The sequence below is a fragment of the Kitasatospora hibisci genome (assembly GCF_043950205.1).
GTDB lineage: Bacteria > Actinomycetota > Actinomycetes > Streptomycetales > Streptomycetaceae > Kitasatospora > Kitasatospora hibisci.
The window spans coordinates 3,174,965-3,197,847 of record NZ_CP171642.1; the positions used below are offsets into that span (position 1 = coordinate 3,174,965).

At 72.0% G+C, this 22,883-nt stretch carries 19 protein-coding genes; 11 read left to right on the plus strand and 8 right to left on the minus strand.

Annotated features, from left to right (window positions below):
• The first annotated feature begins 39 nt into the window (after positions 1-39).
• Together ACF9IK_RS13480 and ACF9IK_RS13485 are read left to right on the plus strand one after the other, a co-directional pair.
• A complete protein-coding gene (locus ACF9IK_RS13480; RefSeq protein WP_395294453.1) occupies positions 40-1,587 on the plus strand; it encodes a zinc-dependent metalloprotease in 1,548 nt (515 codons plus the stop codon).
• Positions 1,584-2,171: an NUDIX hydrolase gene (locus ACF9IK_RS13485; RefSeq protein ID WP_395294454.1), complete on the plus strand. Its 588-nt coding sequence runs from the start codon at positions 1,584-1,586 to the stop codon at positions 2,169-2,171. The genes ACF9IK_RS13480 and ACF9IK_RS13485 overlap by 4 nt, the downstream gene beginning before the upstream one ends.
• Before the next feature lie 100 nt (positions 2,172-2,271).
• On the opposite strand, the gene ACF9IK_RS13490 is transcribed toward ACF9IK_RS13485, so the two are convergent.
• Positions 2,272-3,003 (minus strand): M48 metallopeptidase family protein, encoded by a 732-nt coding sequence (locus tag ACF9IK_RS13490; protein WP_395294455.1) that lies wholly within the window; start codon positions 3,001-3,003, stop codon positions 2,272-2,274.
• Positions 3,004-3,546: 543 nt separating this feature from the next.
• Here ACF9IK_RS13490 and ACF9IK_RS13495 point away from each other — a divergent pair.
• From ACF9IK_RS13495 to ACF9IK_RS13530, 8 genes are all read left to right on the plus strand, one after another.
• Positions 3,547-4,197 carry a TnsA-like heteromeric transposase endonuclease subunit gene (locus tag ACF9IK_RS13495; RefSeq protein WP_395298565.1) on the plus strand — a complete coding sequence of 217 codons (651 nt, stop codon included), beginning with the start codon at positions 3,547-3,549 and terminating at the stop codon, positions 4,195-4,197.
• Complete coding sequence (locus ACF9IK_RS13500; RefSeq protein WP_395294456.1) at positions 4,197-6,461, plus strand: transposase; 2,265 nt, start codon at positions 4,197-4,199, stop codon at positions 6,459-6,461. The genes ACF9IK_RS13495 and ACF9IK_RS13500 overlap by 1 nt, the downstream gene beginning before the upstream one ends.
• Complete coding sequence (locus tag ACF9IK_RS13505) at positions 6,458-7,747, plus strand: TniB family NTP-binding protein (protein ID WP_395294457.1); 1,290 nt, start codon at positions 6,458-6,460, stop codon at positions 7,745-7,747. The genes ACF9IK_RS13500 and ACF9IK_RS13505 overlap by 4 nt, the downstream gene beginning before the upstream one ends.
• Positions 7,748-7,750: 3 nt before the next feature.
• Positions 7,751-9,754: a TniQ family protein gene (locus ACF9IK_RS13510; RefSeq protein ID WP_395294458.1), complete on the plus strand. Its 2,004-nt coding sequence runs from the start codon at positions 7,751-7,753 to the stop codon at positions 9,752-9,754.
• A gap of 285 nt (positions 9,755-10,039) precedes the next feature.
• Positions 10,040-10,984: a hypothetical protein gene (locus ACF9IK_RS13515; RefSeq protein ID WP_395294459.1), complete on the plus strand. Its 945-nt coding sequence runs from the start codon at positions 10,040-10,042 to the stop codon at positions 10,982-10,984.
• Entirely contained in the window at positions 10,981-11,391 is a 411-nt protein-coding gene (locus tag ACF9IK_RS13520; RefSeq protein WP_395294460.1) for a Pepco domain-containing protein, read from the plus strand. The genes ACF9IK_RS13515 and ACF9IK_RS13520 overlap by 4 nt, the downstream gene beginning before the upstream one ends.
• A 460-nt stretch (positions 11,392-11,851) precedes the next feature.
• Complete coding sequence (locus ACF9IK_RS13525) at positions 11,852-12,940, plus strand: ThiF family adenylyltransferase (protein ID WP_395294461.1); 1,089 nt, start codon at positions 11,852-11,854, stop codon at positions 12,938-12,940.
• Positions 12,941-13,296: 356 nt separating this feature from the next.
• Positions 13,297-14,637, plus strand: a complete 1,341-nt coding sequence (locus tag ACF9IK_RS13530; protein ID WP_395294462.1) for an ABC1 kinase family protein — start codon at positions 13,297-13,299, stop codon at positions 14,635-14,637.
• 87 nt (positions 14,638-14,724) lie between these two features.
• On the opposite strand, the gene ACF9IK_RS13535 is transcribed toward ACF9IK_RS13530, so the two are convergent.
• The 4 genes from ACF9IK_RS13535 to ACF9IK_RS13550 form a co-directional block, all read right to left on the minus strand.
• Complete coding sequence (locus ACF9IK_RS13535) at positions 14,725-14,970, minus strand: hypothetical protein (protein ID WP_380236220.1); 246 nt, start codon at positions 14,968-14,970, stop codon at positions 14,725-14,727.
• 149 nt (positions 14,971-15,119) lie between these two features.
• Positions 15,120-15,488 carry a WhiB family transcriptional regulator gene (locus tag ACF9IK_RS13540; protein ID WP_395294463.1) on the minus strand — a complete coding sequence of 123 codons (369 nt, stop codon included), beginning with the start codon at positions 15,486-15,488 and terminating at the stop codon, positions 15,120-15,122.
• A 167-nt stretch (positions 15,489-15,655) separates the two neighbouring features.
• A complete protein-coding gene (locus tag ACF9IK_RS13545; RefSeq protein WP_395294464.1) occupies positions 15,656-16,132 on the minus strand; it encodes a hypothetical protein in 477 nt (158 codons plus the stop codon).
• A 277-nt stretch (positions 16,133-16,409) separates the two neighbouring features.
• Positions 16,410-18,659: an ATP-dependent DNA helicase UvrD2 gene (locus ACF9IK_RS13550; protein ID WP_395294465.1), complete on the minus strand. Its 2,250-nt coding sequence runs from the start codon at positions 18,657-18,659 to the stop codon at positions 16,410-16,412.
• 278 nt (positions 18,660-18,937) lie between these two features.
• Between ACF9IK_RS13550 and ACF9IK_RS13555 the strand changes: the two genes are divergently transcribed.
• Complete coding sequence (locus ACF9IK_RS13555; RefSeq protein WP_313765434.1) at positions 18,938-19,195, plus strand: mycoredoxin; 258 nt, start codon at positions 18,938-18,940, stop codon at positions 19,193-19,195.
• Positions 19,196-19,229: 34 nt separating this feature from the next.
• Here ACF9IK_RS13555 and ACF9IK_RS13560 read toward each other — a convergent pair whose 3' ends face one another.
• The 3 genes from ACF9IK_RS13560 to ACF9IK_RS13570 form a co-directional block, all read right to left on the minus strand.
• Entirely contained in the window at positions 19,230-20,093 is an 864-nt protein-coding gene (locus ACF9IK_RS13560; RefSeq protein ID WP_395294466.1) for a GntR family transcriptional regulator, read from the minus strand.
• Between the two features lie 276 nt (positions 20,094-20,369).
• Complete coding sequence (gene nudC, locus ACF9IK_RS13565; protein ID WP_395294467.1) at positions 20,370-21,320, minus strand: NAD(+) diphosphatase; 951 nt, start codon at positions 21,318-21,320, stop codon at positions 20,370-20,372.
• Positions 21,321-21,380: 60 nt separating this feature from the next.
• The gene (locus ACF9IK_RS13570) at positions 21,381-22,796 is read right to left on the minus strand and encodes a dipeptidase (protein ID WP_395294468.1); all 1,416 of its coding nucleotides are present in this window, start codon (positions 22,794-22,796) and stop codon (positions 21,381-21,383) included.
• Positions 22,797-22,883: the final 87 nt, after the last annotated feature.

A 22,883-nucleotide genomic window follows, 5' to 3' on the forward strand; every position in this document is an offset into this window, starting at 1 on the left:
GCCACCACCCGCATGACGGCCGACCGGATCGAGGACCCCGTGAGCGACCTTCCCTTCGGATTCGGCGTTCCGCCAGAGGAGCCCGAGGACGGCAAGGCCAAGCCCGAGGACGCCAAGGGCGGGCCCGGCGACGAGCAGAAGAAGGACCAGGGCGGTCCGCAGCCGTTCGGCTTCGCCGGCAACCCGTTCGGCGCGCTGTTCGGGATGGGCATGCCCGGCGGCCCCGGCGCGCCCGGCGGCCCCGGCGGCCCCGGCGGCCCCGGCGGCGCCGACAACCCGTTCGCCGCGATGTTCGGCGGCCTCAACCCGAACGACCTCGGCGCAGCGTTCCAGCAGCTCGGGCAGATGCTCTCGTTCGAGGGCGGCCCGGTGAACTGGGACCTCGCCAAGGACATCGCCCGGCAGACCGTGGTGGCCGAGCCCGCCGAGGGCAAGAGCAAGGACCGGTCGGTGAGCGCCGCCGAGCGCTCCGCCGTCGACGAGTCGCTGCGCCTCGCCGACCTCTGGCTCGACGGCGCCACCGAGTTCCCCTCCGGCGCCGGCACCGCCGTCGCCTGGAGCCGCGCCGAGTGGATCGAGGCCACCCTCCCGGTCTGGAAGGACCTCGTCGACCCGGTCGCCGAGCGGGTCGGCAACGCCATGGGCGGCGTGCTGCCCGAGGAGATGCAGGCGATGGCCGGCCCGCTGATGGGCGTGATGCGCTCCATGGGCGGCGCCATGTTCGGCACCCAGATCGGCCAGGCGCTCGGCGCGCTCGCCGCCGAGGTGGTCGGCTCCACCGACGTCGGCCTCCCGCTCGCCCCGGCCGGCCGGGCCGCGCTGCTGCCGCAGAACATCGCCGAGTTCGGCGAGGGCCTGAACGTCCCCGCCGACGAGGTCCGCCTCTACCTCGCCCTGCGCGAGGCCGCCCACCAGCGCCTCTTCGCCCACGTGCCGTGGCTGCGCGCCCACCTGTTCGGCGCCGTCGAGGCCTACGCCCGCGGCATCAAGGTCGACACCTCGCGGATGGAGGAGCTGGTCGGCCAGCTCGACCCGAGCAACCCCGAGGCACTCCAGGAGGCCCTGGCCGGCGGCCTGCTCCAGCCCGAGGACACCCCCGAGCAGAAGGCCGCGCTCGCCCGGCTGGAGACCGCACTGGCGCTGGTCGAGGGCTGGGTCGACGCGGTCGTCCACGCCGCCGCCGAGCCGCACCTGCCGCAGTCCGCGGCGCTGCGCGAGACCGTCCGCCGCCGCCGCGCGGCCGGCGGACCCGCCGAGCAGACCTTCGCCACCCTGGTCGGTCTGGAGCTGCGCCCGCGCCGGCTGCGCGACGCCTCCCGGCTCTGGGCGCTGCTCGCCGACGCCCGGGGCATCGAGGGCCGCGACGACCTCTGGCAGCACCCCGACATGCTCCCCACCGCCGCCGACCTGGACGACCCGGACGCCTTCGTGCACCGGGGCGCCACCCACGGGCTGGAGGGCGGCCTCGACTTCGACGCCATCGACAAGCTGCTCGGCGAGGCCGCCGCGGGCAGCGCGCCGGGCGCCGCGAAGCCGGACCTGCAGAAGAAGGACGACGAGGACGGGAAGGGCGAGCCCACCGCATGACGCCCACCGAGACGGGCTCCTCCGCCCTGCACGCGGACGCCGTCACCACCCTGGACCGCTGGCACCCGGCCGACCCGGAGCAGGAGCTGCTGCGCCGGGACTACCTCGCCCACCTCGCCGAGCAGCCCGAGGGCCTGTTCCGCTCCTGCCTGCCCGCGCACGTCACCGCGAGCGCCGCGGTCGTCGACCCGGCCGCCGGGCGGGTGCTGCTCACGCTGCACCCCAAGGTCGGCCGGTGGCTGCAGATGGGCGGCCACTGCGAGCCGGGCGACCGCGACCTGGCCTCGGCCGCGCTGCGCGAGGCCACCGAGGAGTCGGGCATCCCGGACCTCGTGCTGCTGGCCGCGGACGGCCTGCCGGTGCCGGCCAGGCTCGACCGGCACCAGGTCCGCTGCACCGGCAAGGACCAGCCGGAGAACACCCACCTGGACGTCCAGTACATCGCGGTCGCCCCGCCCGGGGCGCAGGCGCTGATCAGCGAGGAGTCGCTGGACCTGCGCTGGTTCGACTACGACCGCCTGCCCGAGCTGACCGACCACTCGGTGCGCGACCTGGTGGCGCGAGCCCGGAAACTGACCGGCTGACGCCGGGGTGCGGCCCTGCGAAGGGGCGCGGACCGGCATGGTCCGCGCCCCTTCCACGTATCCGGACGGTCGGCCCGGCCTGACTCCTGAGGCCGGCCGGTCAGCCGCAGGAGTCGGCGGGGTCCGGGTCCTGCGGACCGGCGTGCCGGGCCCCCGGGATGTGCGGCAGCCGCGCCGCCGACACCACGCCCTCCAGGTAGCCGCGGGCCCGCTCGGTGCGCGGATAGGCCTCCAGGAGCGCCCAGAAGGCGGGTCCGTGGTCCGGCACCAACAGGTGGGCCAGCTCGTGCAGCAGCACGTAGTCGACGACGTACTCCGGCATGCCCTGCAGCCGGTGGGAGAGCCGGATGGTCCGTTCGCTGGGCGTGCAGGAGCCCCAGCGCGAGCTCTGGTTGGTGACCCAGCGGACCTGCAGCGGCAGGGCCCGGCCGCCGAGGTAGTCGGCGGACAGCTCGCGCGCCCGCGCCGCCAGGGCGTCGTCGCCCAGCACCCGGCGGCTCTCCTGGGCGGCCAGCTTCTCCAGCATCTGGGCGACCCAGCGCTGCTCCTCGGCGTGCGACATCCGGGCCGGGATCAGCACGATGGTGCGGTCGCCCTCGCGGTACGCGGAGACGGTGCGGCTGCGACGGGCGCTGCGGCGGACCTCGACCCGGGAGCGGTCGGGGTGCCGGTCGGCGTGGCCGTCCGCGTGCGGGGCGGTCGGCGGGGCGTCCCCGGAGCTCGGCCGCTGGTCCGGGCGCCCGCGCGTGCTCGGCGCCGCCACCTGCGACCCGGACGCTGCACGGGCACGCCGACGCGACGCCGGGGGATGGGAGTCCCGTTCGGCTGCCATGGCACACGACGTTACCCGGTACCACTGACAGAAGTCCGCTGCCGTGGCCGAAATCTTTCGTGGAGTGATCGGGAACGAAAAGCCGACGGCAGGTGTCCGGAACCCGACCCCTGACCGACCGGCGGGTTATCCACAGGGCGTGCGAACGGATCTTGTGATCATGAGTCCGGACCTGTGGACAACCCGGCGCACGGGGCCCGAACGATCGGGCATCCTGCCGGCTGTGACTCCGATCGATAGCTTGCGAATCCGATCCCTATCTTGCGAGTGGTGGTCTGCGAGTCGATCGCGTCACGTTGAGTAGTGATCATGTGCGGTATTCGGCCGTTGTGAGGTTCGTGGCCGTGCTGTTGTGGGCTGGTGGGCACTTCGGCGAGGACCTCCCTGATCGGGTCCGACTTGTGCGGCTTGGACGAGCTGCTGGTTCCGTACACGGGTGACGGTTCCGTACGCGGTCGTCTGCACCTGGGTGGTGACTGGCTGCGGCGTTGGGTCGGGACGTGGCTGGTTGGCGGGGGTGAGGTCTCGTGGCCGCTGCGGGACATGGCGGCTGTTCCGGTGTTGTCGTCGAGGCCTGTGCGGCGGTTCACCTGGCGGGCCCGGCAGGGCCATCGGCCCGGGTTGCAGTTCATGGTTTCCACGGGGCGGCACCACGGGTTCGAGTCACTGGAGGAACAGCGGCTACTGCTCGCGCTGGACTTCGCGGGCGTGGTGGAGGTGCTGCCGCAGCCGTTCGAGCTGGACTTCGAGCACGCTGACGGCCGGAGCCGTCACGTCCCGGACTTCCTGGCGCTGATGCCGGGCGGAGGGCTGTGGTTGTTCGACGTCCGTCCACAGCGGCTGATCGGGCCGGACGATGCGGTGAAGTTCGCCGCAGCACGGGAGGCCGCGGCTTCCTGCGGCTGGCGCTACTCGGTGGTTGCGGCCTGGCGGGAGAACGTGGTGCCCTCGCTGGATCACCTGTCGTCCCAGCGCCGCCCGCTGCCGGACCGGCTCGGGCTGGAGGGCGAGCTGATCACGGCGGTGGCCTCCGGTCCATTGCTGTTCAGGGAGTTGGTCGCCGCGACCAGGTGGCCGGTGATCGCACGGGCTCATGCAACGCATCTGCTCTGGCACCGACGTCTCGGCGTCGACCTGGGGCAGCCGCTGGGTGACGGCTCGTTGGTCTGGCCGGCCCGCGTCGGGGGCGCGTGATGGCGGCCGGGCGCGGAGCGCTCACCCTGGCACCGGGGGTCGTGGTGCTCCTGGGCGGTGTCGAGTGGACGGTCACGGAGATCGAGCCGCAGTTCGGGCGGCTGACGCTGACCGATCGGGACGGCGGATCCCAGACGCGTTCGATCGCCTGGCTGGTCAACCACCCGGATGCCCGGGCAGGTCGGGCGGCGTCGCCCGAGGCTGCGGCGGGACCGGGGGTCCAGCCTCCGGGCCTGGCCGACCTGACCGGGGACCAGCTGCGGCGGGCCAGGCTGCGGGCCGAGCACGTCCGCGAGGCGGTGACCGGGTTCCGGGACGGGGACGCGTCGCTGGCCCGGCCGGGCGAGCCCCGTCCCGCCTACGATCCGGCCCGCACGACGCTGACCGAGCGCCGGCTGGCGAAGGTGGTCGAGCTGAAGGCGATGCCGCCGGATGAGGCGGCCATGCTGGGGCTTTCCCAGCTGGGACTTCGCACGCTCCAAGGCTTGTCGACGGTCCCGCCGCAGGACCTGGTGCTGGCCTGCGCAGACGGCCGGTGGACCCGGCGGCGGGGTCCGCGCCGCAGCATCACTGAGGAGATCCGGGAAGGGATCTTCGCGGTCCGCAAGGAGTGCGAGGGTCGTTCACGCATCAGCATGAGCGCGAAGCACAGGCTGCTGCACCAGTACATCCGCGAGAAGTTCCCCGACTTCCCGCCAGAGAAAGTGCCCTGCCGGGACACGTTCGCGGCCGTCTGGCAGGAGTGGTTCGGGCCGGCGGGCGGGCGCCAGCGTTACCTGCGGTCGGCAACTGCCGCCGCCGAAGCTGGTGTCGAGGCCCGGGTCGTGGTCCACCGGCCCGGACAGGTCCTGGCCTTGGACTCGACTCCGTTGCCGGTCAAGCTGCGCGAGTCCGTGTTCGGCGAGCCCGTCGGGGCGACGCTGACGATCGGCCTGGACCTGTTCACGCACTCGGTCCCCGCTTTCCGGCTCACCCCGCAGGCGGATCAGTCGGTCGACATCGCGATGCTGCTGCGGGACGTGATGCTGCCCCTGCCGATGCGCCAGGGCTGGGGCGAGGACATGGCCTGGCCCTATCCCGGCGTCCCGGCCGAGATCGTCGCCGAGTTCGCCGGCCACGACGTCGCGGCCCTGCCGTTCTTCACCCCGGAGACGGTCACCACCGATCACGGCAGCTCCTACAAGAGCCACGACTTGGTGGCGGCCGAGCGCGAGCTGGGCTGCAACATCCTGCCCGCCAGGGCGCTTCGGCCGACCGACAAGTTCGCCGTCGAACGCGCGTTCTCCACGTTCAAGACGCTGCTGTTCGAGCACCTTCTCGGCTTCACCGGCACGGACGTCGCAGACCGCGGGAGTGATCCGGAAGCGGACGCGGTGCTGACGTTCGCCCAGATGGAACACCTCATCGCGTCCTGGGTCGTCCGGATCTGGCAAAACCGCGAATTGGGCGAGTATGCCCCCGCCTGGGGACCGGGCGAGCGCCACAGCCCCAACTCGCTTTTCGCCGCCGCGATGCAGCAGGGCGGCTTCTCCCTGCGGATTCCCGAGCCGAGTCTCTACTACCGGCTCCTGCGAAGGCACTACGTCAAGGTCAACCCGCACCGCGGGGTCAAGATCCTCGGCCTTTGGTATCGCGGCGACGTCCTCAAACAGTCCCGCTACCAGCAGCCGTCCGACCGGGGCGGCAAGCACGCCGGGAAGTGGGTCGTTGGGAGCGACCGGCGCGACCGGCGGACGGTGTTCTTCCAGGACCCCGACGACCACGACCTCTGGCACCCACTTCGCTGGAACGGGTTGCCGCCGGAGGGCGAGGTGCCCGCCTTCTCGGACAAGACCGCAGCCGACCTGCTCGCCGAGGTGCGGCGGGCGGGCCTGGCGCCCGGCACGGACGCCGACCTGCTGCCGGTCCTGCTGAAGCTGCTGGGATCGGTCACCCCGGTCGCTGCTTGGCCGACCCAGGCCACGAAGAAGGAGCGGGCCGCGCGCTCCCGCGAGCACGCCCGGGCCCAGGCGGCAGCCGCCGACCACCCTCGTCCCCAGGCCGCTTCCGATGCGCCGGAGGTGATGGCTGAGCCCTGGGACCGGCACGCGCGGACGGTCCAGCGGGCGGTCGACGCCGACCGGCGCCGTCGCCGGGAGCGGGCCGCGCCCGCCGCGCTGGTCGCTCCCCCGCTGCTGGAGGAGTCCCTGCGCGGCAACTTGTTCCTGCTACCGGCCGCCGCCCCCGACGATCGGGCGGGCGATGAACCACGGGAGAACACGTGACAGCACCGAAGTCGGGCGATCCGTTGGAGGGCTGGCCCTCGCGGGGGCGGATCGCCGAGCTGATCCTTCGGCCCCGGCCGCACCGCGACACCTTCGAGGGCTGGCAGCACTACCGACTCACCCGCGCCGAGCTGGTCCCGCCGCCGCAGCTGACGCCACGCCAGTGGTCGACGCTGGCGGACGCCCGCCGGTTCGACTACGACACCTTCCGCCGTCTGACGAACGTCAACCTGCCGTTGCAGCAGACCCCCATGGCGGCGAAGGTGACCCGGCTGATCAAGCGCCGGCTGCACGGCAACGCGCTCAAACAAGACGACCCGACGCTGGCCGGCGTGATGGTCAGCGGCTTCGGCCACTACGGCAAGACCGCAACGGTCAGCGCGGTCTGCGCGGCATTCGAGGACTCCTGGCTCCAGCTTCACGACTTCCTCAACCCGGCCGCCGTCCCGGGCACGGCCGACCTGCACGCGCCGGTCGTCTATGTCTCCACCCCGGTGACCGCGACGCCGAAGAGCACGTGCGCGGCCATCCTGCGGTTCTTCGGCGCCGACATGCGCGCGTCGGCGACGCTGCCCCGCCTGGTCCAGATGGTCGCGGACTCTCTGCGAGACCATGGTGTCAGGGCGCTGGTCCTGGACGACATCAGCCGGCTGCGGATGCACCGCGCGGACGACCAGGACGTCCTCGACCTGATCCGCGCCTTCATGAGCCTGAACGTCACGCTGATCCTCACGGGGGTGAACATCCCCGGCACCGGGCTGCTACGCGAGGCGAAGTGGAGCGCGAAGCAACGGCAGTGGGTCATGCCGCCGCTGGAGACCAGTCGGGTCAACGGCCTGGAGCTCACCCAGACCGAGCACCGCTTCGAGCTGGTCGAGATGGACCGCTTCCGCTACACCACCAGCGACCAGATCCAGGCGTTCCTCGCCCATCTGCACGGCGTCGAGGCCCACCTGCGACTGCTGAAGGCGAAGCCGAGGATGCTCACCGGCGGCACCATGCCGGAGTATCTGATGCGCCGCACCGGCGGAGTCGTCGGGCTTCTGGGCCGTCTGATCGAGGACGGCTGCCAGGAGGCCATGGACAACGGCCGGGAGATGCTCGACGAGTCCTTGCTGGACGAGATCGTGGTCCGCCGCGACGACCCGGATCTGGCACCAGACGAGCTCGACCCGCAGGCTCCGCCCGAACCCGCCGCACGGCCGGCCCGCCAGCGCCGCAGTCGCGGCCGGAACACGGTCTTCGACGACCACGGCCCGCAGGCAGCGACCGAATCGGCCGGCTGATCCATGCCCCCTCCGACTGCCCGCCTGCCCCGGTCGCTCATCCCGCTGCCGGGAGAGAGTCTTCCCGGCTTCCTGCTGCGGCTGGGCCATCGCCTGGACTCTCCCCCTGGGCTGATGCTCTGGCGATGCGGTCTTGCCGGCGCCAACCCGACAGCCCATCAGGCTGCCGCCAGTTACCTGTTCCTGCTTGACGCCAGCAAGCGCGAGCGCTTCGCCCAGGTCACCGGGACGTCCGCCGAGATCGCCGACCAGCTCACCCTGCGTCCGCTGATCGACCGCTATCCGCCGATCGCCCACGCGCTGATCTCACCCAAGGACCCGAACAGGGCTCCCCGCGGCCGACGCGTCTTCCCGCCGTGGGTGCTGTCCTCCCACAGCCGCTACTGTCCGGCCTGCCTGGCCGGGGACGGATCGCCGATCCAGCAGCGTCACGGCGGCCCCTGGCTTCTGCGCTGGCGGCTGGCCACCAGCTTCGCCTGTCTCAAGCACAACATCCTCCTGGAGCACCGCTGCCCCGACTGCCGTGTTCCGGTCGGCTTCGACAGCACTGGAGACGAGTTCGCCAGGGTCGGGCTGGTCGCCTGGCCGGGCCTGTCCGGCCTTCACCCCGCCTGCTGCCGCAGCCACCGCCGCTCCCTGGGCGATTGCGGCCGGCGCCTCGACGAGCCGGGCAGCCTGCCGAGCATCGCCCTGACGCCGGAACTCGCCCGCCTGCAAGAGCGCCTCGACCATCTCCTCACGCCCCAGGTCGAACCGGCCCGCGCCTTCGAGGCCTTCGCCGACCTCCAGGTCGCCACCTCGATCGTCCTGGCGACCTGGCCAGTTTCGGCACCCGCGATGGCCCCTTCGCACGCCGCGGCCGTCGAGGAGCACCTCGCCGACCAGGACGCGCGCATGGCCGGCTCGGTCCCCCATCGGATCCTCTGGGACAGAGGCCTGACCTGGTCTTTTCTCCCACGCTCGACTCTGGGAACCGCAGCGGTGCTGTCCGCCGCAGACCGTCTGCTCCAGCTGCCCGCCGCGGAACTGCTATCCGAACTCCGCCGGATCACCGGGCAGATTCCCGACCGCGACTTCAAGCGCTGGGGAAAGACCTGGAGAATCCTCAGCAACGACGCATCCGTCGGTTTCCGCGCTCAGGTCACCGAGGCCATCCCGTCCCTCTTCCCCGTCCGGCCCCGCCGGATCCTTCCCGCAGACGTCTGGTCACGCGCCCGGGTCATCCCCTCGTTCCTGCCGGTCCAGCTCGACCAGCAGCACGGTTACCGTCCGGAGCAGATCCCCCAGGAGCTGCCCGAACACTGGGTCCGCATTTTCCGTGACGACCCGTCCCTCTCGGTCACCTCGGCGATCCGCCGGCTCCGCCGCACCCTCGCCATCCAGCTCGTCCAGGCCGCTTCCGGCCTGGATGCCCAGCAGGCCGTTGACTACCTCGGTCTCCCGCCCGGCACAGACCTCTTGAAGACCGAGGACACGCCAACCATCAAGCAGGACACCCGCGCAGACGCGGCAGAACTTCGCAAAGGCCTTGCCCGGCTGGCCGAGCATCTGGCATCGCTGCCGCCCGACCACCGCGCCGACTACCGGCTCCGCCGGCAGCATTTCGCGGCCTGGCACCTCGGCCGCGAAGCCTTCGAAGAGCTACGCGACCTCTTCGTCACCGCCAACGGACGACAACCGCCGGTCCCCTCAGCTCGCCTGCACGACGCCCTCTCCGCTCTCATCTGGCGGCGCGTCACCGGCAGCGAATACTGCCTGGCCCCCTGTTTCCGCCCGCCGTTCTCCCCCGCAGGCCGCCGAGCCGACTCCATGACCGCCGAGGTCCGCCTCGCCCGACTGATCGAACAGGCTCGGCCCAAGTCTCCCTACCGCGTCCTTCTGCCTGCGCTGGAGCAGTACGCGCGCGACATGGTGATGTCCTTCGAACAAAGCAATCCACCACTATCGGCGATCACCACCACACCCATCACCGCAACTACCTTGCAAAGTCAAGCCACGCAGCCATAACCACACCATGCCTATTTCCACGACGTGACGCTCACGGTGGCAGGGCATAGCTTCAAGACTCGCGCTGCCCAGAACGCGGCCAGCAGGTCACGGCCTCGTTGGCCAGCCTGGCTTTTCGATCAGTTCGTCATCACCTTCGATCGCGAGTGTGAAGCCATCGCAGTCAAGCCCGCTAGCAAGTAACCCGACGCTCCAGCGCACCCCGATGGCCTATCAGGAGAAGCCAACACCTAGAGGCTGTGTACAAGATCGAGAGGAAGGTCCGACCAAAGAAAGGTCAGTCCCGTGGCTCCTGTTGATCCACATTGGCTGGAGGGGCTGCCCCCCATTCCGGATTCCTGGCAGCTCTCCGACGAGAATGCAGCGCGACTCGACCGCATGATGGGCAGGCTGCCGAGCCAGCTCCGAAAGTCCGCTTATTGGACGTTGCGAGTTTCCGAGGTCACGAACGAATACATCGCCGTCATCCCAGCCGAAGGGCTAACTCCCGGATTCCAGTACGCGGGCGTCGGTTTTCTCGATCCGGATTTGGACCGCGTTGACCCTGGAACCTTCGGCGTGATCATGTACTCCACGGTCGAGCCGACCGAACAACAGGAACGAGATATCGCCGTTCTCACCATCGAGGAACGCTTCCGCTTTCCGGTCGTGTGGCGCACCGTCTTCTTCGAAGAGCACGTTTCGGTGACGTCCGCCCCGGGAGGTTCGGTTGCCTGTTGGGCGCGCTCTCGAATTAAGAGACCGAATCCTCGCGAGGGCTGGCTAACGGCTGCGCATGTTGTGCGATCAAGCCGGAACAATGCGGTATTCTCAGATGGTGGCGTCGGCCAGGTTGTCGACCAGGCCTCAGTTTGCATTGACGCGGCAGTCGTAAGCACATCACAGCCTCTCACCAACCGGTCTAAACTGACGGTCACCCCTGCCGTACCTGGGCTCGCTGTCAGTTTTCCCCAGCTAGCAGGAGGCACCGTTTCGGCGACCATCTGGGAGGTCGCCAGCACCTTCGGCCAGCTAAGCTCGGCCCATTTTCCATTGCGCTTTGCGATGGATACGCAGGGAGTTCCTGGCGATTCAGGTTCGCTCATCTCATCAACCCATGGAGATATCGTCGGGATTTATCTAGGGTCATATACATCATCCTCTGCCCAGGCAGTTTCATACCCAACTGGTGGTGTGGGGCTCTCGGCAGAGCACCTTGAGGCACTCATGGGAATGGAATTCTATTCATGAGCGAGCAGAATGAGAAGCCGGCACCCGGCACCGTGAAGATCATGATTCCGGTATGGGAGGAGGTGGAGTCGCAAGAGATTGCTTCGGATCAGTTTGGAGGATCCGAGGATGAGACATTTCAACAGGAGGGGAAGAGACTGGACAAGGTCAAACGGGTGGTACTACGAAAGGGAACCGAGCTCGCGGATGTCCATCTCGACGAGAAATCCTACAACGATATCTGCAGCCAAGTTTTCAATCTGGTTGCAGCGCAAGAAAAGACCCAACCAGAAGCCCGAAAAGATGGCGGCTTCCGGGTCGATGAGATCACGGTCCGTCTGGGCGTTCACGCCCAGGGCGCAATCGCCTTTATTGCCGAGGCAGGCGTTGAGGCCTCGATCGAGGTCACGTTCAAACGAAGCCACTGACTCTCAAAGTGCCGCACAATGTATTTTTGTGGCTCGACCTAATCAGCGGCCAGCCTCGACGGGCCAGCCGCCGACACGGACCTTCCTCGATGCGGCCTCACCCCCCTACTTCCACCCGCCGTTCTCCCCCTCAGGCCGCCGGGGCAACTCGATGACCATCGAGATCCGCCTCGCACGGCGGCTCGAACAGACTCGGCCCAGGTCTCCTTACGGCGCCTCCCGCCCGCGCTGGAGCAGTACGCGCGCGACCTGGTGAAGCCCTCGAACAAAGAACTCATCACTGTCGGTGACCGCCGCCACGCCCGACTCGCAAACTAACGGTCGGACCACTCGCAAACTGCGTTCGGAACCGGCTCCTGCGTGGCGAGTTATCCACAGGGAGAACCCGGGACCCGCTTCGCAAACTAACGTCAGGAGTCACACCGGCAGCCGTCCGGAAACGATCGGAAGGGAGGCCGCCGTGCGCCTCGCCCTGAAGCCCGCCCTGTCCCGCGGCTGGAGGGACTCCGGGACCCTGCAGTTCGGCACCGTCCAGCGCTACGCCGGGGTGCTCGACAACGTGGACGCCACGCTGCGCGACTTCCTGGAGCTGCTCGACGGGACGCGCGACCGGGCCGCCCTGCTGGAGGCCGGCGAGCGGGTGGGCCTCGGGCGGGAGCCGGCCGGCGCCCTGCTCGACCGGCTGGAGCGGACCGGGCTGCTCGACGACGCCGACGCCGCCGGCGCCGCGCTGGACCGGTTCCCCCAGCCGCTCCGGGAGCTGCTCGGCCCCGATCTCGCCTCCCTCTCGCTGGTGCACTCCGGCCCGGGCGCCGGGCCCGCCGTCCTGGCCCGGCGCAGCGAGCACCGGGTGGAGGTCCACGGCGCCGGGCGGGTCGGCGCGGCGATCGCCGCCGTCCTCGCCGCGGGCGGCACCGGCACGGTCACCCTGGCGGACCGCGGCCGCGTCCGGCCCGGGGACTGCTCCCCTGCCGGGCTGCCGGCGTCCGACGTCGGTCGGCTGCGGGCCACCGCCGCCCGCGAGGCCGTCGACCGGGCCTCGGCCCGGCGGGCACCGTCCGGCCCGCGACACGGCCCCGACCGGCGCCCGCCCGACCTGGTGGTGCTGGCGCCCCGGGACGGCAGCGGCGCCTTCGCCGGCGGCACGCCCGCCGCACGGCAGCTGTTGCGCGGCGGCGTCCCCCACCTGTACGTCGGGGTGGTCGAGGAGATCGGCGTGGTCGGCCCACTGGTGGTGCCGGGCCGTTCGGCCTGCGGCCACTGCCTGGTGCTCGCCCGCGAGGACGAGGACGCGGCCTGGCCCCGGCTGCTCGCCCAGCTCGCCGACGAGGGCCCCGGCCGGGCCCGTACCCCGGCCTGCGACACGGCGCTCGCCACCGCCGTGGCCGGACTCGCCGCCCTGCACGTCGGGCTCCACCTCGACGGGCTCCGCGCGCCCAGTGTGAACGGCTGGTGCGAGGTCTCGGCGGCGGACGGCATGGCCCGCCGGCTCCGGCTGAAGGGGCATCCGGACTGCGGCTGCCTGTGGCAGCCCCTGCCGCCGGGCTGAGGCCCCGCCCGAATCCGCCGCCCTCCCGGCGGTGTGACTCGAATCACGGTCGCGCGGGCCGGGCGGATCGCCCACCATGGGACGACCCTGCGCGGCCGGCCGGCGCCGACGGGCCGGGCGTCGGCGGCCCGGCCTGCGGCCCGGCGATCGCCCGGACGCCGCCGGACGCGGCGACCGGCCCGGGGGGCCGCCGCCCGGCAGCGGATTCCCGAGCGGTCGCCGGCTTCGGCTGAGCGGCGCCCGGCTCGGCGGGTCCGGAGATCCGGGCCGGGGCCGGGGAGGTCAGCGGGCACAATGGCGTAGTGACGGTCGGCCCCCGACGACGGGGTGCCGTGGGCGTGTGAATGGAGGCCCGGGTGAGCGATCTTCCGCGCAAGGCAGTGACCCGCACGGCACGGCTCGCCGCCCTGCCCCTGGGGATCGCGGGTCGAGCCACGCTCGGTCTGGGCAAGCGGATCGGCGGCCGGTCGGCCGACGTGGTGACGGCCGAGCTCCAGCAGGCCACCGCCGACCAGTTGTTCAAGGTCCTCGGCGAGCTCAAGGGCGGGGCGATGAAGTTCGGGCAGGTGCTGTCCGTCTTCGAGGCTGCGCTGCCGGAGGAGGTCGCCGGCCCCTACCGGGCGGCCCTGACCAAGCTGCAGGACGCCGCTCCCCCGATGCCCGCGGCCAAGGTGCACGCGGCGCTCGCCGAGCGGCTGGGCAAGGACTGGCGGGGGCTGTTCCTGGAGTTCGACGACCGGCCGGCGGCCGCCGCGTCGATCGGCCAGGTGCACAAGGCGGTCTGGCACGACGGCCGTACGGTCGCCGTCAAGGTCCAGTACCCGGGCGCGGGCGACGCCCTGCTGGCGGACCTCTCGCAGCTGAGCCGGGTGGCATGGCTGCTCGGTCCGCTGATCCCCGGCCTCGACATCAAGCCGCTGATCACCGAGCTGCGCGAGCGGGTCGCCGAGGAGCTGGACTACGAGCTGGAGGCGCAGGCCCAGCGCCGGCACTCCGAGGAGTTCGCCGAGGACCCGGACATCGTGGTGCCCGGGGTGGTGGCGCAGGCCGACCAGGTGCTGGTCACCGAGTGGATGGACGGCACCCCGCTGGCGGAGGTGATCTCCGGCGGCACCCAGGAGGAGCGCGACCGGGCGGGACAGCTGCTGGCCCGGTTCCTGTTCGCCGGCCCGTCCCGGACCGGACTGCTGCACGCCGACCCGCACCCGGGCAACTTCCGGCTGCTGAAGGACGACGGCCCGGCCGCCGGCTGGCGGCTGGGCGTGCTGGACTTCGGCACCGTGGACCGGCTGCCGGGCGGGCTGCCCGCCCCGATCGGCGCCTCGCTGCGGATGGCGCTGGACGGCGACGCGGCGGGCGTCCTGGAGATGCTGCGCGAGGAGGGCTTCGTCAAGCCCTCGATCGAACTGGACCCGGACGCGGTGCTGGACTACCTGCTGCCGATCATCGAGCCGGCCACGGTGGACACCTTCCACTTCACCAGAGCCTGGATGCGGGCCCAGGCGGCCCGCATCGCCGATCCGCGCTCGCCCGCGTACAACCTGGGCAAGCAGCTCAACCTGCCTCCGGCCTACCTGCTGATCCACCGGGTCACCCTGAGCACCATCGGGGTGCTCTGCCAGCTGGGTGCCAACGCGCCGTTCCGGGCGGAGATGCTGCGCTGGCTCCCCGAGTTCGAGCCGGCCCCGAGGGTCTGAGCCCGACGGCACCACGGCCGCAGGCCGCTCCCCACTCGGGGGAGCGGCCTGCGGCGCGACGGGGGTGAAGCTCTCCGGCTCCGGGCGCTACATCAGCGCGACGGCGATGGCCTTGCGGGCCCGCAGCGAGGCCCGCTCGGCCTTCTGCTTGAGCCGCCGGGCGCGGACGACCCGGGAGACGAGCCGTTCGTGCTCGGCCTCCTGCAGGCGCTCTTGCATATGGGCCCGGGCCAGGGATTCGTGGAGGAGTTGCATTTCGAGGGTCCTGTTCTGGATCTGAAGTTCGGTGGTCTGCTCGGCGCGGACGGTCGGATCGATGGCGGCGGCGGTCATGTGGTGGTCCTGCTCGTGGTGATGCGCTGGGAAGTGGACGGTGCGGGCTGCGTCGGCCTTGGCGGCGGCGATTCGCACGGAGCGGCGGAGGGCGGTGTCCAGCGGGGGCTGCTCTCCCCGGCGGACGGCCTCGGCTCCGAGCGCGGGGTTCACGCCGCGACCTCGGTCTTGCGCGGACGGCCACGCGGCCGCTTGCGGGCCACGACGACGCCCTGGACGAAGAGCTCGCCACCCCAGACGCCCCACGGCTCGCGCCGCTCCAGCGCACCGGTCAGACAGGCGTCCTTGACCGGGCAGGTGCCGCAGAGGGACTTCGCGTACTCGACGTCGGCCGGCGTCTCCGCGAAGAAGACCTCCGGGTCGAAGGCGCGGCAGGGGATGGGGAGACCGAGCGCCTCGGCCTGCTCGATCGTGGTGAGCTGCATCAGGGAAACCTCCGGGGGGTCGGCCTGGTCGGCCTTGGTGGTCTGACTTGTCGTCGGTACGGACGGGGTGGGCGGCGTGATGACCGTGGACACTGTGGGCGTCTTCCTCGTCTTCTCAGTGGGTCCGGCCAGCTGACTGGTGGGGCTGGGCCGGAGGCCCCGGGGGGCCTGGGTGGTCTTGCGTACCGGACAAAACAGAAGGGCCGCGGATCCCGGTGTGACGGGTTCCGCGGCCCTGGAGGTGCCGACCTGAGGCTGACTCAGGTTCGTTCTCTCCAGGGTTCAGGCCCGCGGAAGGCCCGCATCCGGATGGCCGTGGCGCCCGTAAAGGCGGCCGTGGCCGTGATGATCTGCTGCTTGTTCTGCTTCTGGGCGTTTCCGGCACCGATGACCTGCGCATAGCCGCCATGCTTGGCAGCGGCTACGGCCGCCTTCGGTGCCTGGGTCGGTCGCTCATCACGCAGGGAGCGCGAAAGCTCGACCGAGGCCCAGTCACGGGACAGACCGGCCTCGACGGAGGTGCCGCCGATACCGCGCTCCATGCCCGTGCCGCAGAGGTCAGTGTGTCCGAGACCACTGACAGCGGAGGCGAGGGAAGCGGGGACGACGGAGACACCGGTGGCGTCGAGACCCAGACCGGTTCCGCCCAGCACGGCGAGAGCCCTCAGGCGGGCGGCACGCAGGGAGGTAGCGACGACGGTCTGGCCAGTCATTTTGGTGATCATGGTGGTTTCCACTGCCTTCGCCTCCTCTCGGCGTCTCGCGGAGCCTGGTCTCCCGGGCTCCGAACTGTTCGGATGTCTGTCTCGGTGGTGCAGGTGAAGCTCTGTGGTGCAGCTAAGTCGGCGGGCGCACAAGGACACGGCACGGGCGTCACCCCGTGCGATCGCGTCCCCTTGACCGCTCCGGCAGGCTATTGCGCTCCCGGTACGGCGCGCAAACTATTTTTCCGGCGAGTTTCCCGATGAGTTCCCGGGCGCCGAACGGCACCGCCTCGCATCGCCCAGGACCGGCTCAGGCCGGTTCGCCCGGCTCGCCGTCCACGACGTCGACCGGATCCTCCTCGGGCTCCTCCCCCGCACACAACGAGAGCACGGCGGCCCCGTACTTGTCCAGCTTCATCGCGCCGACCCCCGAGATCACCGCCAGCTCCTGCCGGCTCGCGGGGACGTCCTCGGCGATCGCCATCAGCGTCGCGTCGGTGAAGACGACGTAGGCCGGCGCGCCCTGCTTCCGGGCCTGCCCGGCCCGCCACTCGCGCAGCCGCTCGTACAGCGCCTCGTCCATCGTCGAGGGGCAGCTCTCGCAGCGGCGCAGCTTGCGCTCGACCGCCTCGGTGAGCACCCGCTCGCAGACCCGGCAGGTGACCGGGCCGCGCACCCGGCGGCCGGCCTGGCGCTCGCCCGGCTCGACGCCGCCGCGCACGCCCCGGCCCCCGGAGCGTGCACCCGGCGCGCCGGACCCCGGGCGCAGCCCGTCCAGGAACCGGGTCGGCTTCCGGCTCGCCCGGCCGCCCGGGGAGCGGGAGAGCGCCCAGGAGAGCGAGAGGTGCTTGCGGGCCCGGGTGACGCCGACGTAGAGCAGCCGGCGCTCCTCCTCGACCTGCTCGTCGGTCTTGGCGTAGATGATCGGCAGGGTGCCCTCGGTGAGGCCGACGAGGAAGACGGCGTCCCACTCCAGGCCCTTGGCGGCGTGCAGCGAGGCCAGCGTGACGCCCTCGACGGCCGGCGCGTGCTGCGCGGCGGCGCGGGCGTCCAGCTCGGCGACGTAGGCGGCGAGGTCGGCGGGCCCCCCGGCGGCGGCCTGGGCGCGCTCGAACTCCTCGGCCAGCCGGACCAGGGCGGCCAGCGACTCCCAGCGCTCGCGCACCGCGCCGGAGCCGGCCGGCGGCTCGGCCGTGAAGCCGCGGGTGGCGAGCACCGCGCGGACCTGCGCGGCGAGGCCCGGGGCGCCGTCGGTGAGCGGATCGGAGCCGGCCCGGGCGGCGCCGCGCAGCAGCACCCCGGCGTCGCGCACCTCGGGCCGCTCGAAGAACCGCTCGGCGCCCTTGAGCTGATAGGGGACACCGAGGTCGGAGAGCGCCTGCTCGTAGACCTCGGACTGCCCGTTGGTGCGGAAGAGCACCGCGACCTCGCTGGCGCGCACGCCGGCCGCCAGCAGCTCCTGGATCCGGCGGCCGGTGGTCTCGGCCTCGGTCGGCTCGTCCTCGTACTCGGTGTACACCGGCTCGGGGCCGGCCTCGCGCTGCGAGACCAGCTCCAGCCGGTGCCGGGCGGCCTGCCCGCGGGCCTGGGCGAGCAGCCCGTTGGCCAGGTGGACGACCTGGGGGGTGGAGCGGTAGTCGCGGACCAGCTTGACCACCGTCGCCTCGGGGTGGCGGGTGCGGAAGTTCAGCAGGTAGTCGGGGGTGGCGCCGGTGAACGAGTAGATCGTCTGGCTGGCGTCGCCGACCACGCAGAGGCTGGCCCCGCCGCCTGGGCCGGTCCACTGGTCGAGCAGCCGCTGCTGGAGCGGGGAGACGTCCTGGTACTCGTCGACGGTGAAGTGCCGGTACTGGGCGCGGACCTGGTCGGCGATGTCCGACCGGTCCTCCAGGATGGCGGCGGTGAGCAGCAGGACGTCCTCGAAGTCGATGACGCCGCGGCGGGTCTTCGTCTCCTCGTAGACGCGGTAGACCTGGGCCGTCTCGGCCGGGTCGCGCGGGGCCTCGCGGCCGGACTTCTGCACCGCGGTCGGGTAGTCCTCGGGGCTGATCTGGGTGACCTTGGCCCACTCGACCTCGGCGGTGAGGTCACGCAGCTCGGTGCGCTGGACCCGCAGCCCGCAGCGCGCGGCGGCCTCGGCGACCAACTGGACCTTGCGCTCCAGCAGCTGCGGCACCGGCCCGCCGACGGCGCGCGGCCAGAAGTACTGGAGCTGGCGCAGGGCGGCCGCGTGGAAGGTGCGGGCCTGGACGCCCTCGGCGCCGAGCTGGCGCAGCCGGCCGCGCATCTCGCCCGCCGCGCGGGCGGTGAAGGTGACGGCGAGGACCTGCGCGGGCTGGTAGACGCCGCTGCGCACGCCGTACGCGATCCGGTGGGTGATGGCGCGCGTCTTGCCCGTCCCGGCGCCGGCCAGGACGCAGACGGGCCCGTGCAGGGCGGTGGCGACGGCCCGCTGCTCGGGGTCGAGCCCGGCGAGCACCGCGTCGGGGCCGGTGGCGGGCCCGGCACCGCCGAAGTCGAACGGGCTGCCGCTCAAGAGGTCTTCCTGCATGCGTTCCATCCTCTCAGCCCGGTGGGACAACCCGGGAGGAGTTGTCCACAGGAGCGGTGTGATCGCAGGATGATCGCTGCGCACCACGGCGTGCGCGGCCGACGGGGCGCGCCGGTGCCGCAGGGGACGAGCGAGGAGGCCCCGGGGGACGAGGGGCCACGGAGCGGCGACCGTCGGCACCGGTCCGGGCGCCCGGGGCGGGCCGAGGCCCGGGAGACGGAATGACACGCGCCTTGCGAGCGTTGTCCCGCGCGACCGCACGCCCCCTCTCCGAAGGAGTCCCCTCGATGTCCGGCAGCGTCACGATGTACAGCACGACCTGGTGCGGCTACTGCAACCGGCTCAAGAGCCAGCTGGACCGTGAAGGCATCGGCTACACCGAGATCAACATCGAGGAGGACCCGGCCTCGGCGTCCTTCGTCGAGTCCGTGAACAACGGCAACCAGACCGTGCCGACCGTGCTGGTGGTGCCGGAGGGCGGCGGCGAGCAGGTCGTCATGACCAACCCGAGCCTGCTGCAGGTCAAGAAGGCCCTCGCGGCCTGACCCGCTCCCGGGCACGACGGCCCGGTCCGGCGCGTCACGGCGCGTCGGACCGGGCCGAGTCGACCGGGGCGGCGGGCGCCGGCAGCTGGGCGGCGCGGGCGGCGAGGTCGCCGACGCCGTAGACCAGCCGGCTGCGGTCGGCGGAGTAGCGCGTCTCGATCACCCGGACCGGCCCGCGCCGGTCGTACGTCACCCGGGTCTGGACCACCAGCGGCACCCCGGGGCCGCCCTGGAACCACTGTGCCTCCTCCGGTCCGGGCATCCGCGCCACCAGGTGGTCGACGGCGCCGATCTCGGTGCGGCCCAGCGTGGCGAGCACCGACTCGTCGCCGCCCTCGATCTGGTCCGGTTCCATCAGCGGGGTGCCGGCGGCGAGGCCGGCCCGGTAGTGGCTCTCCTCGATCGAGTAGGGCTCGCGGTCCAGCAGCCGCAGCTGGCGCCGGACCACGATGGCCTCGCCGGCCCGCAGTCCGAGCCGCTCGGCGATGTCGCCCCGGGCCCGGACGATCATCATCTCGAAGTCGACGGTGAGCTCCCGTCCGGCCTCGGCCGCCTCGCCCCGGTAGACGGCGGAGGGCAGCGCCAGGCAGTCCCGCAGCCCGACCAGCGGGTCCCGCGGCACGGACCGCAGCACGGGGCCGTAGGCCCGGTGGTCCAGGACGGGGTGCTCCCGCAGATAGGTGCCCTTGCCCTGGAGGCGGACCAGCCGGCCCTCGTTGACCAGGACGTCGACGGCCAGCCGGACGGTGTTGCGGGCGACTCCGTACTGGCGTTCCAGTTCGCTCTCGACCGGCAGGGCGGCCTGGGCGGTGAACTCGCCCTCGGCGATCCGGCGGCGCAGATCGGCGGCGAGGCGCTGGTATTTGGGGGATTGGGCGGTGCCCCGGGGGATTGTCACCCGAGTGAATGTAGCGAGGGCGGTGACGTCGTTTCAGCCGATTCGGGCAATGTCGGCCGGGATCGCCGCCGCCCCGCGCGGGGCGCCCGTCCGGAGCGCCGGACCAGCCGCAGGAACCGGCCCCTCCGGATACGAACATCCGACCGCAACGGCCTCGGAATATCCGCCAGGATCACCCGTTCGGCCGCATCGGGCGCCTGATCGCCGGACTCGAAAGCGGGCGTGGAACGGAAATGGGGGCGCACGGCATTGGCCGCACGCCCCCAATCCGGGGAATTACCAGCGCGCCGCCGAGGGCAGCGGCCCGCCGTACCAGAGTTCGACCAGGTGACGCGCGATCGAAATCCCTGACGGCGGCAGGATCTCGCCGGCCGCCATGCCGGCCTTCAGCTCCTCGCGGGAGAACCAGCGCGCCTCGGCCAGCTCCTCGCCGTCCACGGTGATCTCCGTCCCCACCGGGTCGGCCTTGCCCATGAAGCCGAGCATCAGGCTGGACGGGAACGGCCACGGCTGGCTCGCCACGTAGGAGACCTCGGCCACCCGGACCCCGGCCTCCTCGAAGACCTCCCGGACGACCGCCTGCTCGATCGACTCACCGGGCTCGACGAAGCCCGCCAGGGTCGACCAGCGGCCCTCGGGCCAGAGCGCCTGGCGGCCGAGCAGGCAGCGGTCCTCCTCGTCGGTGATCATCATGATCACCGCCGGGTCGGTCCGCGGGTAGTGCTCCGCCGCGCAGGAGGTGCAGCGCCGGACGTGCCCGGCGCCGGCCTTCTCGGTCGGGTGGCCGCACCGCGAGCAGAAGCTGTGCAGCCGGTGCCAGTGCTCCAGCGCGACGGCGTGCACCAGCAGTCCGGCGTCCCGGTCCGACAGCAGCCCGCCCACCTCGCGCAGCCCGGCCGGGCGGGCGTCGCCGTCCAGCCGTCCCGGCAGCGACTCGCCGGCCAGCGCGAAGTACGAGACGCCGTCCTCGTCGGTGCCGAGGAAGTAGCGGTCCCCGGTCTGCGGTGCCTCGAAGGAGGGCAGCAGGACCAGCTCGGTGCCCGCCCCGGTGTCCACCACGAACGCCTCGCCGCCCGCGATCGGCAGCACCTTGGTGGTCGGGTGGCTCCACGCGGCCGCGAGCCAGGGCTCGTCGAACCGGTGCTGCGCCGCCCGGTCCACCCCGGCCCGGGCCAGTGCCAGGTGCAGCGGGCGATCGGTCTCAGGCACGGTGCTCAACTGTTCCATCCCCACGTGAAATGCGTCATCCGGATGAGTGGTCCGCCCGCCGGGCGGGCGGCGGTGCCCTCAGGCACCGTCGCCGCCTCCCGGCCGCCAGTTCTCGGCCAGGTCGGCCCAGAGGTACGCGGCCGTCTCCACGCCCTTCGACAGCAGGTCCAGCTCGACCTTCTCGTCGACCGAGTGCCAGCCGTCGGAGGGCACCGAGATGCCGAGGAACAGCACCGGAGCGCCCAGCACGTCCTGCAGGTCGGCGGCCGGGCCGGAACCGCCCTCCCGGGTGAACAGGATCCGCTGCTCGAACGCCCTCCCCATCGCCCGCACGGTGGACTGCAGCGCCGGGTGGTCCAGCGGGGTCAGGCAGGGCCGGGTCGCCCCCGGGAACACCAGCTCGTACCGGATGCCCTCGGGCACCCGCGCGGCCACCCACGCCCGGACGGCCTCCCGGACCTTCTCCACCTCCTGCCCGGCGACCAGCCGGAAGGAGAGCTTCAGGTGCGCCGAGGCCGGGACGATGGTCTTGCCGCCGGGGCCGGTGTAGCCGCCCCAGATGCCGTTGACCTCGGCGGTCGGCCGGGCCCAGATCCGCTCCAGGGTCGAGTATCCCGCCTCGCCCCGGGTGCCGTACGACTTGGCGACCCGCAGCCACTGCTCCTCGTCGAAGGGCAGCTCGGCGAAGAGCTCGCGCTCGCGCTCGGTCAGCTCGATCACGCCGTCGTAGAAGCCGGGGATGTCCACCCGCCGGTCCGCGTCGTGCAGCCCGGCGGCCAGCTCCGCGGCGACCGCGGCCGGGTTGGGGACGGCCCCGCCGAACGAGCCGGAGTGGATGTCGGTGTCCGGGCCGAACAGGTCGATCTGGGCGTCGGCCAGGCCGCGCATGCCGGTGCAGACGGTCGGCGTGGTCTCGGACCACATGCCGGTGTCCGAGATGATCACCACGTCGGCGGCCAGCCGCGCGGCCTCCCGGCGGACCAGGTCGGCGAAGTGCGGCGAGCCGGACTCCTCCTCGCCCTCGATCAGCAGCTTGAGGTTGACGGCCGGCGCGGTGCGCCCGGTGGCGGCCAGGTGGGCACGGACGCCCAGGGTGTGGAAGAACACCTGCCCCTTGTCGTCGGCGGCGCCGCGGGCGAACAGCTGCCGGCCGACCACCGTCGGCTCGAACGGCTCGGTGGCCCAGCCGTCCTCCTTGGCGGCCGGCTGCACGTCGTGGTGCCCGTAGACCAGCACGGTCGGCGCGGACGAGTCCCCGGAGGGCCATTCGGCGAACACCGCCGGCAGGCCGTCCGTCTCCCAGACCTCGGCCACCGGGAAACCGGTGTCCCGCAGCTTCGCGGCCAGCCACTCGGCGGACCGGCGCACGTCACCGGCCCGGTCGGGGTCGGCGGAGACCGAGGGGATGCCCAGCCACTCGGAGAGGTCGGCGAGGAAGGCGGGCTGGTGCTGGTCGATGAAGGAGCGGACGACGCTGTCCGGGGTTCTCGTCATACGGACGACTTTAGTTCGCCCGTGAGGGTGTCCGCCCCGGCCGTCCGGCCAGCGGTCACCGCAGCGGCTGTAACCTCCGTCACCCCC

What these genes read in the sequence shown, in the direction of transcription:
- ACF9IK_RS13555 (WP_313765434.1), top strand. Translation starts at nt 18,938, where the DNA reads ATGTCCGGCAGCGTCACGATGTACAGCACGACCTGGTGCGGCTACTGC.
- ACF9IK_RS13520 (WP_395294460.1), top strand. Translation starts at nt 10,981, where the DNA reads ATGAGCGAGCAGAATGAGAAGCCGGCACCCGGCACCGTGAAGATCATG.
- ACF9IK_RS13570 (WP_395294468.1), bottom strand. Translation starts at nt 22,796, where the DNA reads ATGACGAGAACCCCGGACAGCGTCGTCCGCTCCTTCATCGACCAGCAC.
- ACF9IK_RS13490 (WP_395294455.1), bottom strand. Translation starts at nt 3,003, where the DNA reads ATGGCAGCCGAACGGGACTCCCATCCCCCGGCGTCGCGTCGGCGTGCC.
- ACF9IK_RS13510 (WP_395294458.1), top strand. Translation starts at nt 7,751, where the DNA reads ATGCCCCCTCCGACTGCCCGCCTGCCCCGGTCGCTCATCCCGCTGCCG.
- nudC (WP_395294467.1), bottom strand. Translation starts at nt 21,320, where the DNA reads ATGGAACAGTTGAGCACCGTGCCTGAGACCGATCGCCCGCTGCACCTG.
- ACF9IK_RS13535 (WP_380236220.1), bottom strand. Translation starts at nt 14,970, where the DNA reads ATGACCGCCGCCGCCATCGATCCGACCGTCCGCGCCGAGCAGACCACC.
- ACF9IK_RS13500 (WP_395294456.1), top strand. Translation starts at nt 4,197, where the DNA reads ATGGCGGCCGGGCGCGGAGCGCTCACCCTGGCACCGGGGGTCGTGGTG.
- ACF9IK_RS13485 (WP_395294454.1), top strand. Translation starts at nt 1,584, where the DNA reads ATGACGCCCACCGAGACGGGCTCCTCCGCCCTGCACGCGGACGCCGTC.
- ACF9IK_RS13495 (WP_395298565.1), top strand. Translation starts at nt 3,547, where the DNA reads ATGGCGGCTGTTCCGGTGTTGTCGTCGAGGCCTGTGCGGCGGTTCACC.
- ACF9IK_RS13550 (WP_395294465.1), bottom strand. Translation starts at nt 18,659, where the DNA reads ATGGAACGCATGCAGGAAGACCTCTTGAGCGGCAGCCCGTTCGACTTC.